The sequence below is a fragment of the Kitasatospora sp. NPDC002227 genome (genome assembly GCF_040296285.1).
In the GTDB taxonomy this organism is placed as follows: domain Bacteria; phylum Actinomycetota; class Actinomycetes; order Streptomycetales; family Streptomycetaceae; genus Kitasatospora.
Genome location: NZ_JBEOWY010000008.1, coordinates 15,596 through 29,625, shown reverse-complemented (window position 1 = coordinate 29,625; position 14,030 = coordinate 15,596). Strand labels below are relative to the sequence as shown.

Genomic DNA, 14,030 nt, shown 5'->3' with positions numbered 1-14,030 from the left:
CTAACGTAACGCCATGAAACCGGGCAAATCGCGCCATGATGGTCGTCGGACTGAATGATCATCAGACCTGCATCTCTCATCAGACCTGAGCCCGAGGAGCGGCGATGGCGGACGCGGCGGCCGAGCGCACCCTGACCCCGGAGACCGGACCCCCGACCGTCACCCCGCACCGCCTCTGGGTGCCGATCGGCGCACTGCTGCTGGCCATGCTGCTCGCCGCGCTCGACCAGACCATCGTCTCCACCGCGCTGCCCACCATCGTCAGCGACCTCGGCGGGCTCGACCACCTCTCCTGGGTGGTCACCGCGTACATGCTGGCCTCCACGGCCGCCACCCCGCTCTGGGGCAAGCTCGGCGACATGTACGGTCGCAAGCGCTTCTTCCAGGCCTCGATCGTGATCTTCCTGATCGGCTCGGCGCTGTGCGGCATCGCCCAGAACATGGGCGAGCTGATCGCCTTCCGCGCCCTCCAGGGCCTGGGCGGCGGCGGCCTGATGGTGCTCTCCCAGGCCATCGTCGGCGACCTCGTCTCACCCCGGGACCGCGGCCGCTACCAAGGCCTGTTCGGCGCGGTGTTCGGCGTCACGAGCGTGCTCGGGCCGCTGCTCGGCGGGTTGTTCGTCGACCACCTGAGCTGGCGCTGGGTCTTCTACATCAATCTGCCGATCGGCGCCGTCGCCCTGGTGGTGATCGCCGCCGTGCTGCACACCGCCGAGATCAAGCGGCAGCACAGGATCGACTACCTGGGCACCTTCCTGATCGCCTCCGTCGCCACCTGCCTGGTGCTGATGACCTCGCTCGGCGGCACCACCTGGCCCTGGAGCTCCTGGCAGGTGATCGGCCTGGGCGTACTCGGCGTCGTGCTGCTCGTCGCCTTCGTCGCCGTCGAGCGCGCCGCCGTCGAGCCGGTGCTGCCGCTGCGGCTGTTCGGCTCGCAGACCTTCAGCCTGGTCGCGGTGGTCTCCTTCGTGGTCGGCTTCGCGATGTTCGGCGCGCTCACCTACCTGCCGACCTACCTGCAGGTGGTCATGCAGGTCTCACCCACCATGTCCGGCATCCACATGCTGCCGATGGTGCTCGGCATGCTGCTCACCTCGATCGGCTCCGGCCAGATCGTGGCCCGCACCGGGCGGTACCGGATCTTCCCGATCCTGGGCACCGCCGTCACCACGGTGGGCCTGCTGCTGCTCTCCCGGCTCACCGAGCACACCAGCACCACCGTGATGAGCCTCTACTTCCTGGTCTTCGGCCTCGGGCTCGGCCTGGTGATGCAGGTCCTGGTGCTCATCGTGCAGAACTCGGTCGGCTACGAGGACCTGGGCGTGGCCACCGCCGGCGCGACCTTCTTCCGCTCGATCGGCGCCTCCTTCGGCGTCTCGATCTTCGGCACCATCTTCGCCGGCGGCCTCAAGGACCGGCTGGCCGACGCGCTGCGCGGGGCGCAGCTGCCACCGCGCTTCGACGCCGCCGCGATCAGCTCCGACCCCCGGGTGATCGCCGCGCTGCCGCCGGCCCTGCAGAACGGGATCTACCACGCGTACGCCAAGTCGATCACCGAGGTCTTCCTCTACGCCGTGCCGGTCGCGGCGTTCGCCTTCGTGCTCTCCCTCTTCATCCGCGAGCAGAAGCTGCGCTCCACCGTCACCGCCCCCGACCTCAGCGAGTCGATCGGCCTCAACCCCGTCGAGCGTTCCTCGCTGGACGAGATCGCCCGCGCGATGTCCGTGCTCAGCAGCCGGGACGCCCGGCGCGACCTCTTCCGCCGGATCACCGCCGAGGCGGGGCTCGACCTGCACCCCGCCTCCAGCTGGCTGCTCCTGGTGATGCACCACCACGGCTCCGCCGAGCCCGCCGAACTGGCCGAGCGGCGGATCGTGCCGATCGACGTGATCGAGGAGGCCGCCCGGCAGGTGGAGAGCCGGGGCCTGGCCGTGCGCAACGGCCTGCCGCTGCGCCTCACCGAGGCCGGGGCCGAGGCCGCCGAGCAGCTGGTCGCCGCCCGCCGGGTCCAGCTCGGCCAGCTGCTCGGTGACTACGACGAGCAGCAGTTCGCCGACCTCGCCGAACTCCTCACCCGCCTCTCCACCTCCCTCGGCGGCGACCGGCCCGACCGCACCCCGCCCAGGCCCGCCCCGCACAGCGAGGGCCGCTCCTTCTGAGCCCCTGCTACGTCCAGGGCTCAGAGCTCGAAGCTGCGGACCTCGTCCAGCACGGTGTAACCGGCGCTCTCGTAGAGGCTGATGGCGACGGTGTTGGCGCCGAAGACGTTGAACATCATCATCTCGTCGCCGCCCGCGCGGGTGGCCTGCTCGCCGACCGCCATCGCGTCGCGGCCGTAGCCCTTGCCCCGGAACTCCGGCTGGACGTGCAGCGAGTATCCGTACGTCACGCCCGGCAGGTGGCCGTGGTGCAGCCAGGCCGAGCCGACCGGTTCCCCCTCCGCGAGCAGCATCAGCAGGGTGTGCCCGGCGGTGGCCAGGCCCTCGGGGAGCAGCTCGGCGAAGTCCTGGTCGGACTTGCTGCGGGCCTCGGCCTCGGTCCACGTCCCGGTGTCGACCATGTTGGCGACGTAGCCCGCCTTCTCGATGGCCAGCCACTCCCCGTACTCGGCCTCGGTGAGCGGGCGCGCGGTGAGGTGCTCCGGCGTGCGGTCGGCCCGGCGCAGCCTGGTCTGGCCGCCGACCGCCCAGTGCGCGTACAGCTCGTCCGCCGAGGACGTCCGGACCCGGATCCGGCTCACGCCCTGCTCGACGCACCAGCGCTCGGCCCACTCCCGGGCGGCCGGCCGGTGGCCCTCGGCGCCCGGCCGCACCCAGACCTCGAAGATCTGACCAGTCGGGTTGCCGCTGGCCTGCGGCTCCAGCCGCACCGCCACGTACCCGAGCACCTCACCGGCCTCGGTGATCTCGGCGACGGTGGCCTCGGCCGCGGCCTTCAGGGTCCGCTCGACCCGAGTGGTGACGGCCTCCTCCCTGAGGCCGGCCCGGCGAAGGGGAGAACGCTCCCGCTCCTCGAAGGCGGGGAGCCAGGCAGAGTGATCGCTGATGATATGAAAATCTGTCACGCGATCACCGTAACGGCCGCCCCAACGGACGGCACCGGATTTGCGCGGGCCCCGTCCCCGGGCAGGCCGTATGCGCACCGGCCATGGGCCGGCTCGCCCGGCCGGCCCGGCGTCAGCCGCCGGCCGGCTCGGGCTTGGTGTGGAGGATGTCGCGGACCTGTTCGGCGGCGCGGAGCATGCTCTCGCTGATGAAGTCGCTGAAGCGGGCGATGTTCTCCAGCCGGGCGGCGGCCGCGCTCTCGCGGCCGAGGACGGTGACGCCCTCCCGGGCCGTCCGGGCGACCTGGGCGACGCCCTGGGCGGCGGCGATCGTGGACTGGTACCAGACGTCCTCGTCCACGAAGTACCGCTCGCGGCGGCGCTCGTCGCGCTCGCGGCGGATCAGCCCCTGCTCGTCCAGGAACGCGATCGCCTTGGAGACGGACGCCGGGCTGACGTCCAGGTGCCGGGCGAGTTCGGCCGCCGTCAGGCTGCCGGTGTCGGCGACGAACAGGCTGGTCAGCACCCGGGCCGTCATCCGCGGCAGGCCCTGGTGCACCAGCAGCGCGGTGAAGCTCTCCTCGTACGCGCGCACGGCCTCCTCGCGGCGCCCGAGCGGCTGCTGCCCCTGGGGCTGGGCCTGCTTGCGGCGGCGGGCCCGGTGCTCGGTGGCCCGGTGGGCCTGGTCGGCCCGGTACGCGGTGGGGCCGCCGTTGCGGTCGACCTCGCGGGTGACGGTCGAGGTCGGGCGGTCGAGCCGCCGGGCGATCTCCGCGTAGGGGAGGTCCTCGGCCAGCCCCAGGGCGATCTTCTGGCGTTCCTGCTGGGTGAGTCTGCCTCCCGGCACCGCGGTCTCCCTCCGTGCTGCTCCTGATGCCCGCCAGCATAGCGTTCACTCCAGGCTCGTTGCAACGCTTGGGTGATCTGCCATTGCGTTAGATTCCCACTCGTTGCAACGAAAAAGTGGCATCCACCTGCAATTATTGGATCTCATCGCAACAAGCTTGTTGCGTGATTCATGAACGCAACGTAGCGTTCTCGATGTCAGAAACGAAGCGACGCACACCGGAGAGCATCATGCAGAAGTTCGCCACCACCGCCCCGATCGCCGCCGTCCTGGAGATCCCCGCCGGCCGCGTCCAGGTCATCGCCGCGGACCGCACCGACGCCACCGTCGAGGTCCGCCCCGCGGACCCGGCCAAGAGCCGCGACGTCAAGGCGGCCGAGCAGGTCGCCGTCGAGTACGCCGACGGTGTGCTGCGGATCCGCAGCACCGAGACCAAGAACCGGTACTTCGGCTCCACCGGCGCACTGGAGGTCACCGTCCAGCTGCCGGCCGGCTCCAGCCTGGAGGCCCGCACCGAGGCCACCGAACTGCGCGGCGTCGGCCGCCTCGGCGACGTCACCTTCGAGGGCGCCTACCGGCAGATCAAGATCGACGAGGCCGCGAGCCTGCGCCTCACCGCCATCGACGGCGACGTGGAGGTCGGCCGGCTGGGCGGCCCCGCCCTGATCAGCACCGCCCGGGGCAGCATCCGGATCGCCGAGGCCGCCCACGGCGCCGTCACCCTCCACACCCAGCTGGGCGACATCTCGGTCGGCGCCGCCGGCGGCGTCTCCGCCACCCTGGACGCCGGCACCACCCTCGGCCGCATCACCAACGCGCTCCGCAACGACGGCACCCCCGGTCTCGAGATCCGCGCCACCACCGGCAGCGGCGACATCACCGCCCGCAGCCTCTGAGGCCCGCAGCGGAAAATGATCGGCGGGTTCTCCTCCGTTGTCCCCATACTGTGCGCGATGGATGAATCGACGGAGATCGAGCAGTTGCGGGCGGAGGCGGGCCGCCTGGTCGGCGCCACGGTGGAGCGGGTGGCGGTGCGGCCCGGCGGCGAGGGCGCCTTCGGCCTGCTGCTCGGGGGCGTACCGATGCGCGGGTGGCTGACCGTGTTCTCGCCGGCCTGGCGGTTGGACCAGGTCGCGGCCGGCGCGGCGGCCGTGGTGGTGGCCGCCTCCGGTGACCGCGAGCAGCGGTTGGCCGAGGACCTGACCGTGCTGGTCGGCCGGGAGGTCACCGCACTGGACGTACGACTGCCCGGCTGGGACACCCGGATCCGCTTCGGCGAGTTCGAGCTGACGGTCTTTCCCCTCCGCCACCGCGATCCGGCGGCCGTCCCGGACTGGACCTTCCGGGTGCCGTCGGGCCGGCTGCTCGCGGTCGGCCCGGGGCCGCGCCTGCGGGTGGCGGCATGAGGGTTGTCGGCCTCGCGCAGGCCCGGCGGCTGATCGGCCCGCTGCTGGGACAGCCTGCCTGGGGCGTCGAGCGGGGCTGGGGCAGCTTCGTGACCATGGAGTTCGGGCAGCCGTTGCCGCCCGGTCCGTCGGGTCACGTCCATGGGGAGTGGCACCTGTGGATCATGATGGCCGCCTGGCGGCTGGAGACGGCGGAAGAAGTCCTGGCCGGCTCCGAGGACGACGGGCTCGAGGCCGCACTCGCCCGGCTGGAAGGGCGGCCACTGACCGAAGTCGCCATCAGGCCGGGCACCTTGGAGACCAGGTTCGACTTCGACGGCCTCCGGCTGGAGACCTTCCCGATCTACCGGACCGACCCCGAGGACGGCGGGTACGACCACTGGCTGCTCTGGCTGGGCGACGGCGAAGTCCTGGTAGCAGGCTCGGAGTTGACGGTGGAGCCCGCCGGGGGAAGCACTCCCTGGTCGACCCGGACCGGGTGGAGGGCGAGCAGGCCGTCGGGGTCGAGGGTGGCGGCCATCGCGAAGTCGAAGGTGTCGAGCTCGAGGCAGAGCGGGACGTCCTCGTCGTGGATGCCGTCGTACCCGGCGCGGCGGCCGGAGGCGAGGTCGGCGGCGGCGTCGGAGGTGGCGACGCGGTGGAGGTAGGGGGTGGGGTCGGGCAGGGCGTCCTCGAGGTCGGCGGCGAGGTACTCGGCGCAGGCGAGGTCCTCCTCGGCGCGGCCGCCTTCGCCGGTGACCACGTAGGTGACCTCGGCGGGGGAGTGGCGGCGCAGCAGTTCGGCGGTCGCGCCGGCCACGGCGAAGCTCGCGCAGAGCAGCAAGCCGGCGCCCTGGGCGGCGCGGGCGCCGACGGTGCCCGCGGTGGTGCGTTGGACGATGGTCCGGCCGGCCAGGTCCAACTGCCGGATCTTGCCGGGTGAGTTGACGAGGTCGAAGCCGGGTGTCGGGGCGCTGTCCTTGAGGGAGAGCCAGTGCGGGTGCGCGGCCTTGAGCGCGAGCGCCTCCTGGTCCGACTCGGCGAGCACGATCCGCTCGGCACCGCGGCCGAAGGCCCAGGCCGCGGTGGTGAAGGCCCGCATGACGTCGATGACGACGGCCGCCTCGGCGGGGCGGTCGAGGGCCCGCACGTCGTCGATGCTCAGGAGTTGTGATCGCATGATCCGATCATGCAGTGCTCCCGTCGGGGCATGATGGCGGAATGCCCGAACTCGTGGATCCCACCGTCACCCTGCGCAGCTCCTTCCGCTCCGCCGTCGCGGAGTACCGGGCCGACCGGGAGAGCGAACTGCCGTGGTTCGTCCACGACATCGAGCCGGCCGCGCTCACCGGCGAAGCGGCGTTCACGGCGTACGTCGACCGCCTGCTCGCCGAACGGCAGGTGATCGGCGTCCGCGCCGACGGCTTCGTCGCCCAGACCACCCTCTGGTGGGTCGACGGCACCACCTTCCTCGGCCGCCTCGCCGTCCGCCACCGCCTCACCCCCAACCTCACCCGCCTCGGCGGCCACATCGGCTACGACGTCCGCCCCACCGCCCGCCGCCAGGGCCATGCCACCGCCATCCTCGCCGCCGCCCTCCCCGTCGCCGCCGCCCTCGGCATCACCGAAGCCCTCCTCACCTGCGCCGAATCCAACACCGCCTCCCGCCACGTCATCGAATCCAACGGCGGCCGCTACCTCGACACCTCGGGCGACCGCCGCCGCTACCTCCTCCCCACGGTCGGTTCGCGGTGAGGGTTCCGGTGTGAGGGTCCGTAGGGTTGGGGTGAGCTGGGCCGGTGGGGCTCGGGGTGTGGTTGGGAGAGGCGGGTCAGATGGCTGTTGTGAAGATCAATGTGCTGCAGGTGCCGACGGAGATGCGGGAGCAGCTGGAGACGCGGTTCGCCTCGCGGGCGGGGGCCGTGGAGGGGTCGGACGGGTTCGAGTGGTTCGAGCTGCTGCGGCCGGTGGAGGGGACGGACCAGTACCTGGTGTACACGCGGTGGCGGGACGAGGCCGCGTTCCAGGCCTGGATGGAGGGCCCGATGAAGGCCGCGCACCAGGGCGGCGGCGAGGGCCAGGCCCCGCAGCGGCCGGCGGCCTCGGGGTCGGCGCTGTGGTCGTTCGAGGTGGTGCAGTCGGCCGGGCCGAAGGCTTGAGAGCGGGGGCGGCGGAGGGCTGAGCCCGTCGCCGCCCCGTTCAGGAGGCCGCGGTGCGGCGGCGGCCCAGGCGCAGGAGGAGGCCGCCGCCGATGCCGACCAGGAGGCCGATGCCGATCAGCCAGATCGGGGAGAAGCCGCCGTTGTCGTCGGCCTCGGTGATGCCGGAGCCGGGGGCCTTGGTGCCGTCGGGGTTCTCGGCCAGGGCCGAAGTGGCCGAGCTGGGGACGGACTTGGGGGCGGGGCCGGCGTCCACCAGGAGCTGGAGGATGTTGGTGCCGCCGAAGTTGTACGGGTCCAGCTGGGCCGCCTGGGCGGTGAGCAGCAGGAGGGCCGTGGCGGAGGCGTCGGTGCCCGAGGGGCCCTTGGCGGCCCAGGTGTAGGCGTTGCCGCCCAGCCAGTCGGCCGCGCTGGCGGCCTGGTGCGGGTGCCCGGCCTGGATCAGCCCGAGGACGGCCCAGGCGGTGGCGGCGTAGTCGGGTGTGGTGTCGGAATGCGCCAAGTGCTGGCCTCCTGCGGCCAGTTGGGCGTTGAGGTAGGCCGAGGCGGCCTCGCCGGAGTCGGCGTGCGGCACGGCGGCAGAACCGCTGGGGCAGGTCAGTGGCTTGGGCGCAGCGTCCGCCCGGTCGGTGTTGGTGACCGGCAGCCTGCCGCCCGCCGCCGCCAGGAGGGCCGAAGCGGTGGTCGGTACGTCGGCCGAGGCACCGGCCTTGCTGAAGGCGCCGCGCTGCTCGGCCGGGGCGGCGCAGCCCAGCTGGAAGAGGGCCAGGCCGTCGTAGCCGTTCTTGCCGGCCTTGCCGCTGACGGTGGCCGGGTCGGTCCCGGCGGCGAGCAGGGCGTTGACGGCCAGACCGGTGGAGGCGGCGTCGCCAGGGCGCCCCGGGTGGAGCGGCCAGCTGCCGTCCGCGTTCTGGGTGTCCCGCAGCCAGCCGGTGGCCTTGGCCAAGGCCTCCTCGTGCCCGCCGAGCCGGGCCAGGGCCTGGACCGCCACGGCGGTCGCGTTGCTGTCCTCCGCGGTGGCCTCGCAGGGCACGTTCGGATCGGCCCGGTAGGCGGTCCAGCCGCCGTCCGCGCACTGCTGCCCGGTGAGCCAGCTCACGGCCGAGTCGGCCGGGACGACCTGGCCGGCCGAGAGCGCGGTCAGCGCCAGGGACTGCCGCCAGACCCCGTCGGCCGTCGGGTCCCCCTTGCCGTACAGGCCGGCGGGCGGGGTGGCGGAGGGCGAGGCGGCGCCGGTGAGCAGCAGCGCGGCCAGCGCGGCGGCGCCGAGCCGGGCCGCCAGGGAGCCCGCAGCGGCCGGGCCGGTGGTCGTCTGCATGCGCGCGGAGCCTTTCGAAGAGCGGTGCGGCCCGACTCTATCCGGCCGCCCCACGCCGGACGGCGACGCCGCGAGGGGCGGCGGTGGCAGGCGGCAAATCGGGAGAGTAGAACCGGTACCAGTTCTAGGCGCCCAGAGTGAGCAGCCGGGCCGCCGTGTGGAGGTCGGAGCGGACTTCGGCCAGCGAGGCGCGGCCGGAGAGCCAGCCGAGCAGGGTGGCGTGCCAGGTGTGGGCGATCACGCGCAGCGCGGCCTGCTGGTCGGCGGAGGGCGGGGCCGGCAGCCGGGCGGCGTCGAGCACGATGGCGGCGGTGAGCGAGCTCACCTGGTCGACCTCGGTGCTGACCGAGCGGTCGGCGAAGGAGAGCGCGCGGACCATCGCCTCGGCCAGCCGGGGCTCGCGCTGGAGCGCCTGGAAGGCGAGCGTGAGCGTCTCGGCGACCCGCGCGGCGGAGGTCTCGCCGGCCGGCGGACGGCGCCGGACCTGCTCGTGGAGCTGTTCCAGCTGCTCGCGCATCACCGCGACCAGCAGGTGCACCTTGGAGGGGAAGTAGCGGTACAGCGTGCCGAGGGCGACCTCCGCGCCCTCCGCGACCTCCCGCATCTGCACCGCTTCGTACCCGCCCCGGGCGGCCAGCGCGGTGGACGCGCGCAGGATGCGCCGTCGCCGCTCGGCCTGACGGGGCGTGAGCGGGAGCCCTGGAGGGGTGGCGGTGGTCAAGGGAGCTCCAGTCGGTGCGAGGGCCGGGCGGAGTGCTGCGCAGCGTGGCGTGAATCACCAGCCCTGGCTCCGAGGAGCACGCTACGGGCCGGTATCTTCGAGGTCTCTCGTCGTTCACCAGCCCGACGACGATCTCCGCACCGCACATGAAACGTGATCTACTTTACCGCTGCGCACCCGGCGCTGTGAGGTAGGGAATAGGGGCCCAGGATGACCGCGCTGCCGCCACCGCTGCGGATCGCCCTGCTCTCCTACCGGGGTGACCCGTTCTGCGGCGGCCAGGGCGTCTACGTGCGCCACCTCTCCCGTGAGCTGGCCCGGCTCGGGCACCACGTGGACGTGATCGGCGCCCAGCCCTTCCCGGTGCTGGACGAGGTCGAGGGCCCCGGCTCGGTCCGGCTGGTGGAGCTGCCCAGCCTGGACCTCTACCGGGCCGACGACCCCTTCCGCACCCCGGCCCTGAGCGAGTACCGCGGCCCGGTGGACGTGCTCGAGGTCGCCACCATGCGCACCGGCGGCTTCCCCGAGCCGCTCACCTTCTCGCTGCGCGCCCGGCAGTACCTGGCCGCGCACAAGGGCCGCTACGACGTGGTGCACGACAACCAGACCCTCGGCTACGGCCTGCTGGGCCTGGCCCGGCACGGCTTCCCGCTGGTCACCACCGTGCACCACCCGATCACGGTGGACCGGCAGCTGGAGCTGGACGCCGCGACCACCCGGGTCAAGAAGCTGAGCCTGCGCCGCTGGTACGCCTTCACCCGGATGCAGCGCCGGGTGGCCCGGCGGCTCGAGCACATCATCACCGTCTCGGGCAGCTCGAAGGCGGAGATCGCCGAGCACCTGGGCGCGGCCCCGGGCGCGATCTCGGTGGTGCCGATCGGCGCCGACACCAGGCTCTGGTCGCCGAACGACGAGATCCCGGTGGTGCCCGGCCGGATCGTGGCCACCTCCAGCGCGGACGTGCCGCTCAAGGGGCTGGTGCACTTGGTCGAGGCGCTCGCCAAGGTCCGCACCGAGCGGGACGCGCACCTGGTGGTGGTCTGCAAGCAGAAGGCGGACGGTCCGGTCGCCGAGGCGGTGCGCCGCTTCGGGCTCGAGTCGGCGATCGAGTTCCGCAGCGGGCTGACCGACCAGGAGCTGGTGGACCTCTACCGCTCGGCCGAGGTGGCCTGCGTGCCCTCGCTGTACGAAGGCTTCTCGCTGCCGGCCGCGGAGGCGATGGCCACCGGTACGCCGCTGGTCGCCACCACCGGCGGGGCGATCCCCGAGGTGGCCGGCCCCGACGGCGAGACCTGCCTGGCCGTGCCGCCGGGCGACGCGGGTGCGCTCGCGGCGGCCCTGGGCCGGCTCCTCGACGACCCCGAGCTGCGGGCCGCCCTCGGCGCGGCCGGGCGGGAGCGGGTGCTGGCCGGCTTCACCTGGGAGCGGGCGGCCGAGCTGACCGTCGAGCGCTACCGGGCGGCGATCGCCACCGGCGTCGGGCAGCGGGCCCGCTCGGGCGCCGGCTGGCGCTACGTCGCCTGACCGACCACTACCTCTGACGCATCGCCAACTGCTTGTCCAGCCACTGAGATTGGGAGCCCCACAGTGCTGACCGTCGATTTCTCCCGCTTCCCGCTCGCCCCCGGCGACCGGGTGCTCGACCTCGGCTGCGGTGGAGGCCGGCACGCGTTCGAGTGCTACCGGCGCGGGGCCAACGTGGTGGCGCTGGACCAGAACGCCGAGGAGATCGCCGAGGTCCGCAAGTGGTTCGCCGCCATGGAGCAGGCCGGGGAGGCCCCGGCCGGCGCCTCGGCGGTGGCGATGGAGGGCAACGCGCTGGAGCTGCCCTTCGAGGACGAGAGCTTTGACAAGATCATCATCTCCGAGGTGATGGAGCACATCCCGGACGACAAGGGCGTGCTCGCCGAGATGGTGCGCGTGCTGAAGCCGGGCGGCGTGCTCGCCGTCACGGTGCCGCGCTGGCTGCCCGAGAAGATCTGCTGGGCGCTCTCCGACGAGTACCACGCGAACGAGGGCGGCCACATCCGGATCTACCGGGGCGACGAGCTGCTCGGCAAGCTCCGCGAGGCCGGTCTCGAGCCGTACGGCACCCACCACGCGCACGCGCTGCACTCGCCGTACTGGTGGATCAAGTGCGCGGTGGGCGTCAACAACGACAAGGCGCTGCCGGTCCGCGCGTACCACCAGCTGCTGGTGTGGGACATCGTCGGCACCCCGGTGATCGGCAAGCTCACCAAGGCGGCCGAGAAGGCGCTCAACCCGGCGATCGGCAAGAGCTTCGTCGCGTACGCCACCAAGCCGAACCGGCCCGGCGCGTGACCGCCGCCGTCCCCGAGGTGCTGCTGCTCGACGGTGTGCTGGACGCCGAGCAGGCCGCCGCGACGGTGCGGAGCATCCTCGCCGACCAGCAGGCCGACGGCGCCGTGCCGTGGTTCCAGGGCGGCCACCTCGACCCGTGGGACCACACCGAGGCCGCGATGGCCCTCGACACGGCCGGCGAGCACGCCGCCGCCGAGGCCGCCTACCGCTGGCTGATGGCCACCCAGAACGCCGACGGCTCCTGGTACGCCGGCTACACGGACGGCGAGGTCTCCAACGCGTCCAAGGAGACCAACTTCTGCGCGTACATCGCGGTCGGCGCCTGGCACCACCACCTCAGCACGGGGGACGACGCGTTCCTCGAGCTGCTCTGGCCGGCCGTCCGGCGGGCGCTGGACTTCACCGTCGGCCTGCGGCTGCCGGGCGGTCCGATCGCCTGGCGCCTCGACGAGGACGGCACCGCCGTGCAGGAGGCGCTGCTCACCGGTTCGTGCAGCATCCTGCACGCGTTGCGGTGCGGTCTTGCCATCGCGGACTACCTCGAAGAGCCGCAGCCCGACTGGGAGTTGGCCGCCGGCCGGCTGCAGCACGCGATCGCGCGGCACCCGGAGCGGTTCCTCGACAAGGACCGCTACTCGATGGACTGGTACTACCCCGTGCTCGGGACGGCGCTGCGCGGGGCCGAGGCGGCGGAGCGGATCGCCGGGGCGTGGGAGAAGTTCGTCGTGCCCGGGCTCGGCGTGCGGTGTGTCAGCGACCGGCCGTGGGTGACGGGCGGCGAGAGCGCCGAACTCGCGCTCGCGCTCTGGGCCGTCGGGCAGTCGGACCGGGCCGTCGAGATCCTGCGGTGGATCCAGCATCTGCGGCACGCGGACGGGTCGTACTGGACCGGGTACGTGTTCGAGGACGATGCGATCTGGCCGGAGGAGCGGACGACGTGGACGGCGGGGGCACTGCTGCTCGCCGTGGCGGCGCTCGGGGGCGACCCGGCGACGGTCGCGGTGTTCGGCGGGGAGCAGCTGCCGAGCGGGCTGGTCGTCAGCGACTGCTGCTGAGAGCTTTTCCCGCAGAGAGTCGGTTGCACTACCCAAGGGGCGCGGGGAACTGCGCGAGAGCGGAAGACAGCGGACCTGTCGCCTTCCGACTCCGCGCAGTTCCCCGCGCCCCTGGGTAGTGCAACCGACTGAGAGCGCCGAGCGGCGTGGCCGAGTCGGTGGTTGGCCGCGCGGTTCCTCGCACCCCTGAGGTGGTCAGCCTCGCTGGATGCCGGAGGTGTCCGACAGGAGGCCGTGGGTGCCGTCGGGGAGCTGGGCGACCAGGGCGGTGCCGCGCTGCTCGACGGCGAGGTACCAGGTGCCGGGGAGGAGCTCGCCGATCGGGGGGCCGGCCGGGCTGTCCTTCGGGGTCAGCTGGCGGGGGACCGGGACGGCGAACCAGAACGGCGCGAAGTCGGCGGCCGGGGCGGGCGCCGGAGCCGGGGCGTTCGGGTTCGGCAGCGGGGTGGTCGCGGCGATCGGGGGCAGCGCCTGGGTCGGCGGGGCCGGGTCGTGGCCGCCGGTCGGGTAGCCGTAGCCGCCGGCCTGAGGCTGCGGCTGGCCGCCGAAGGCCGGGGGCTGCTGCTGGGCGCCAGGCTGGAAGCCGTAGTCGAACTGGCCGGGCTGGCCGGGAGCACCCGGAGCGCCGGGCTGGCCGGGCTGGCCGGCGCCGGGGCCCTGGAAGCCGAGCGGCGCGCCCGGGTAGGCCTGCGGCGCGGGGGCAGGCTTGTCGGTCAGCAGCGGAGCCTTCAGGGCGGGGATGAGCGGGCCGGCCGCGGCGGCGCCGGAGAGCACCAGCAGCGCGAGCACGGAGAGCCAGGCGCCGAACCCGTTGCTGGTGGCCGAGCCGCCACCGGCCAGCGCGGTCAGGCCGGTCCACAGCGCGGCGACCGAGAGCGCGGTGCCCCACTGGTCGAGCCGCAGGCCGAACACCTGGCGCCCGGCCACCGCCTCGCCCTGGAAGCGGTGCAGCAGCACCAGCGCGGCCGAGACCAGGCCGAGCAGGAAGACCGAGGTGAAGATCGGGAAGGAGTCCGTCGACCAGGCATTGCTGGAGGTCGTGCTGCAGGTCTTCCCGAAGCAGATGCTGAAGGAACGGTACGGCAGGAAGGAGGCGATGAGCAGCAGGAGCGCCGCACCTGCGACGGCGGCGTCTCCCCTGGTGAGAGCGCGCAGATTCACGTACGTTCCCCTCGTTGGT

At 73.1% G+C, this 14,030-nt stretch carries 14 protein-coding genes; 8 read left to right on the top strand and 6 right to left on the bottom strand.

What is annotated here, in order from left to right:
* Positions 1-104 precede the first annotated feature (104 nt).
* Complete coding sequence (locus tag ABT095_RS09480; protein ID WP_350528746.1) at positions 105-2,159, top strand: MFS transporter; 2,055 nt, start codon at positions 105-107, stop codon at positions 2,157-2,159.
* Positions 2,160-2,179: 20 nt separating this feature from the next.
* On the opposite strand, the gene ABT095_RS09475 is transcribed toward ABT095_RS09480, so the two are convergent.
* Both ABT095_RS09475 and ABT095_RS09470 read right to left on the bottom strand, forming a co-directional pair.
* Entirely contained in the window at positions 2,180-3,064 is an 885-nt protein-coding gene (locus ABT095_RS09475; protein WP_350528745.1) for a GNAT family N-acetyltransferase, read from the bottom strand.
* Between the two features lie 112 nt (positions 3,065-3,176).
* Positions 3,177-3,890 (bottom strand): helix-turn-helix domain-containing protein, encoded by a 714-nt coding sequence (locus ABT095_RS09470; protein ID WP_350528744.1) that lies wholly within the window; start codon positions 3,888-3,890, stop codon positions 3,177-3,179.
* A 230-nt stretch (positions 3,891-4,120) separates the two neighbouring features.
* Between ABT095_RS09470 and ABT095_RS09465 the strand changes: the two genes are divergently transcribed.
* Both ABT095_RS09465 and ABT095_RS09460 read left to right on the top strand, forming a co-directional pair.
* Positions 4,121-4,786, top strand: a complete 666-nt coding sequence (locus ABT095_RS09465; RefSeq protein WP_350528743.1) for a DUF4097 family beta strand repeat-containing protein — start codon at positions 4,121-4,123, stop codon at positions 4,784-4,786.
* A 57-nt stretch (positions 4,787-4,843) separates the two neighbouring features.
* Positions 4,844-5,296: a hypothetical protein gene (locus ABT095_RS09460; RefSeq protein ID WP_350528742.1), complete on the top strand. Its 453-nt coding sequence runs from the start codon at positions 4,844-4,846 to the stop codon at positions 5,294-5,296.
* Between the two features lie 343 nt (positions 5,297-5,639).
* Here ABT095_RS09460 and ABT095_RS09455 read toward each other — a convergent pair whose 3' ends face one another.
* Positions 5,640-6,455: a 2-phosphosulfolactate phosphatase gene (locus ABT095_RS09455; protein ID WP_350528741.1), complete on the bottom strand. Its 816-nt coding sequence runs from the start codon at positions 6,453-6,455 to the stop codon at positions 5,640-5,642.
* A gap of 41 nt (positions 6,456-6,496) precedes the next feature.
* Between ABT095_RS09455 and ABT095_RS09450 the strand changes: the two genes are divergently transcribed.
* Positions 6,497-7,030, top strand: coding sequence for a GNAT family N-acetyltransferase (locus ABT095_RS09450; RefSeq protein WP_350528740.1), 534 nt, complete (start codon positions 6,497-6,499; stop codon positions 7,028-7,030).
* Between the two features lie 80 nt (positions 7,031-7,110).
* Positions 7,111-7,434 carry an antibiotic biosynthesis monooxygenase family protein gene (locus tag ABT095_RS09445; RefSeq protein WP_350528739.1) on the top strand — a complete coding sequence of 108 codons (324 nt, stop codon included), beginning with the start codon at positions 7,111-7,113 and terminating at the stop codon, positions 7,432-7,434.
* 40 nt (positions 7,435-7,474) lie between these two features.
* Here ABT095_RS09445 and ABT095_RS09440 read toward each other — a convergent pair whose 3' ends face one another.
* The gene (locus ABT095_RS09440; RefSeq protein ID WP_350528738.1) at positions 7,475-8,752 is read right to left on the bottom strand and encodes an SCO2321 family membrane protein; all 1,278 of its coding nucleotides are present in this window, start codon (positions 8,750-8,752) and stop codon (positions 7,475-7,477) included.
* 124 nt (positions 8,753-8,876) lie between these two features.
* A complete protein-coding gene (locus tag ABT095_RS09435; protein WP_350528737.1) occupies positions 8,877-9,473 on the bottom strand; it encodes a TetR family transcriptional regulator in 597 nt (198 codons plus the stop codon).
* A 210-nt stretch (positions 9,474-9,683) separates the two neighbouring features.
* Here ABT095_RS09435 and ABT095_RS09430 point away from each other — a divergent pair, with 210 nt between their 5' ends.
* From ABT095_RS09430 to ABT095_RS09420, 3 genes are all read left to right on the top strand, one after another.
* Complete coding sequence (locus ABT095_RS09430; protein ID WP_350528736.1) at positions 9,684-10,997, top strand: glycosyltransferase family 4 protein; 1,314 nt, start codon at positions 9,684-9,686, stop codon at positions 10,995-10,997.
* A gap of 63 nt (positions 10,998-11,060) precedes the next feature.
* Complete coding sequence (locus tag ABT095_RS09425) at positions 11,061-11,795, top strand: class I SAM-dependent methyltransferase (RefSeq protein WP_350528735.1); 735 nt, start codon at positions 11,061-11,063, stop codon at positions 11,793-11,795.
* Positions 11,792-12,850 (top strand): prenyltransferase, encoded by a 1,059-nt coding sequence (locus ABT095_RS09420; protein WP_350528734.1) that lies wholly within the window; start codon positions 11,792-11,794, stop codon positions 12,848-12,850. Before ABT095_RS09425 ends, ABT095_RS09420 begins: the two co-directional genes overlap by 4 nt.
* Positions 12,851-13,045: 195 nt before the next feature.
* Here ABT095_RS09420 and ABT095_RS09415 read toward each other — a convergent pair whose 3' ends face one another.
* On the bottom strand, positions 13,046-14,011 hold the full coding sequence (locus ABT095_RS09415) for a hypothetical protein (protein WP_350528733.1): 966 nt from the start codon (positions 14,009-14,011) through the stop codon (positions 13,046-13,048).
* Positions 14,012-14,030 lie beyond the last annotated feature (19 nt).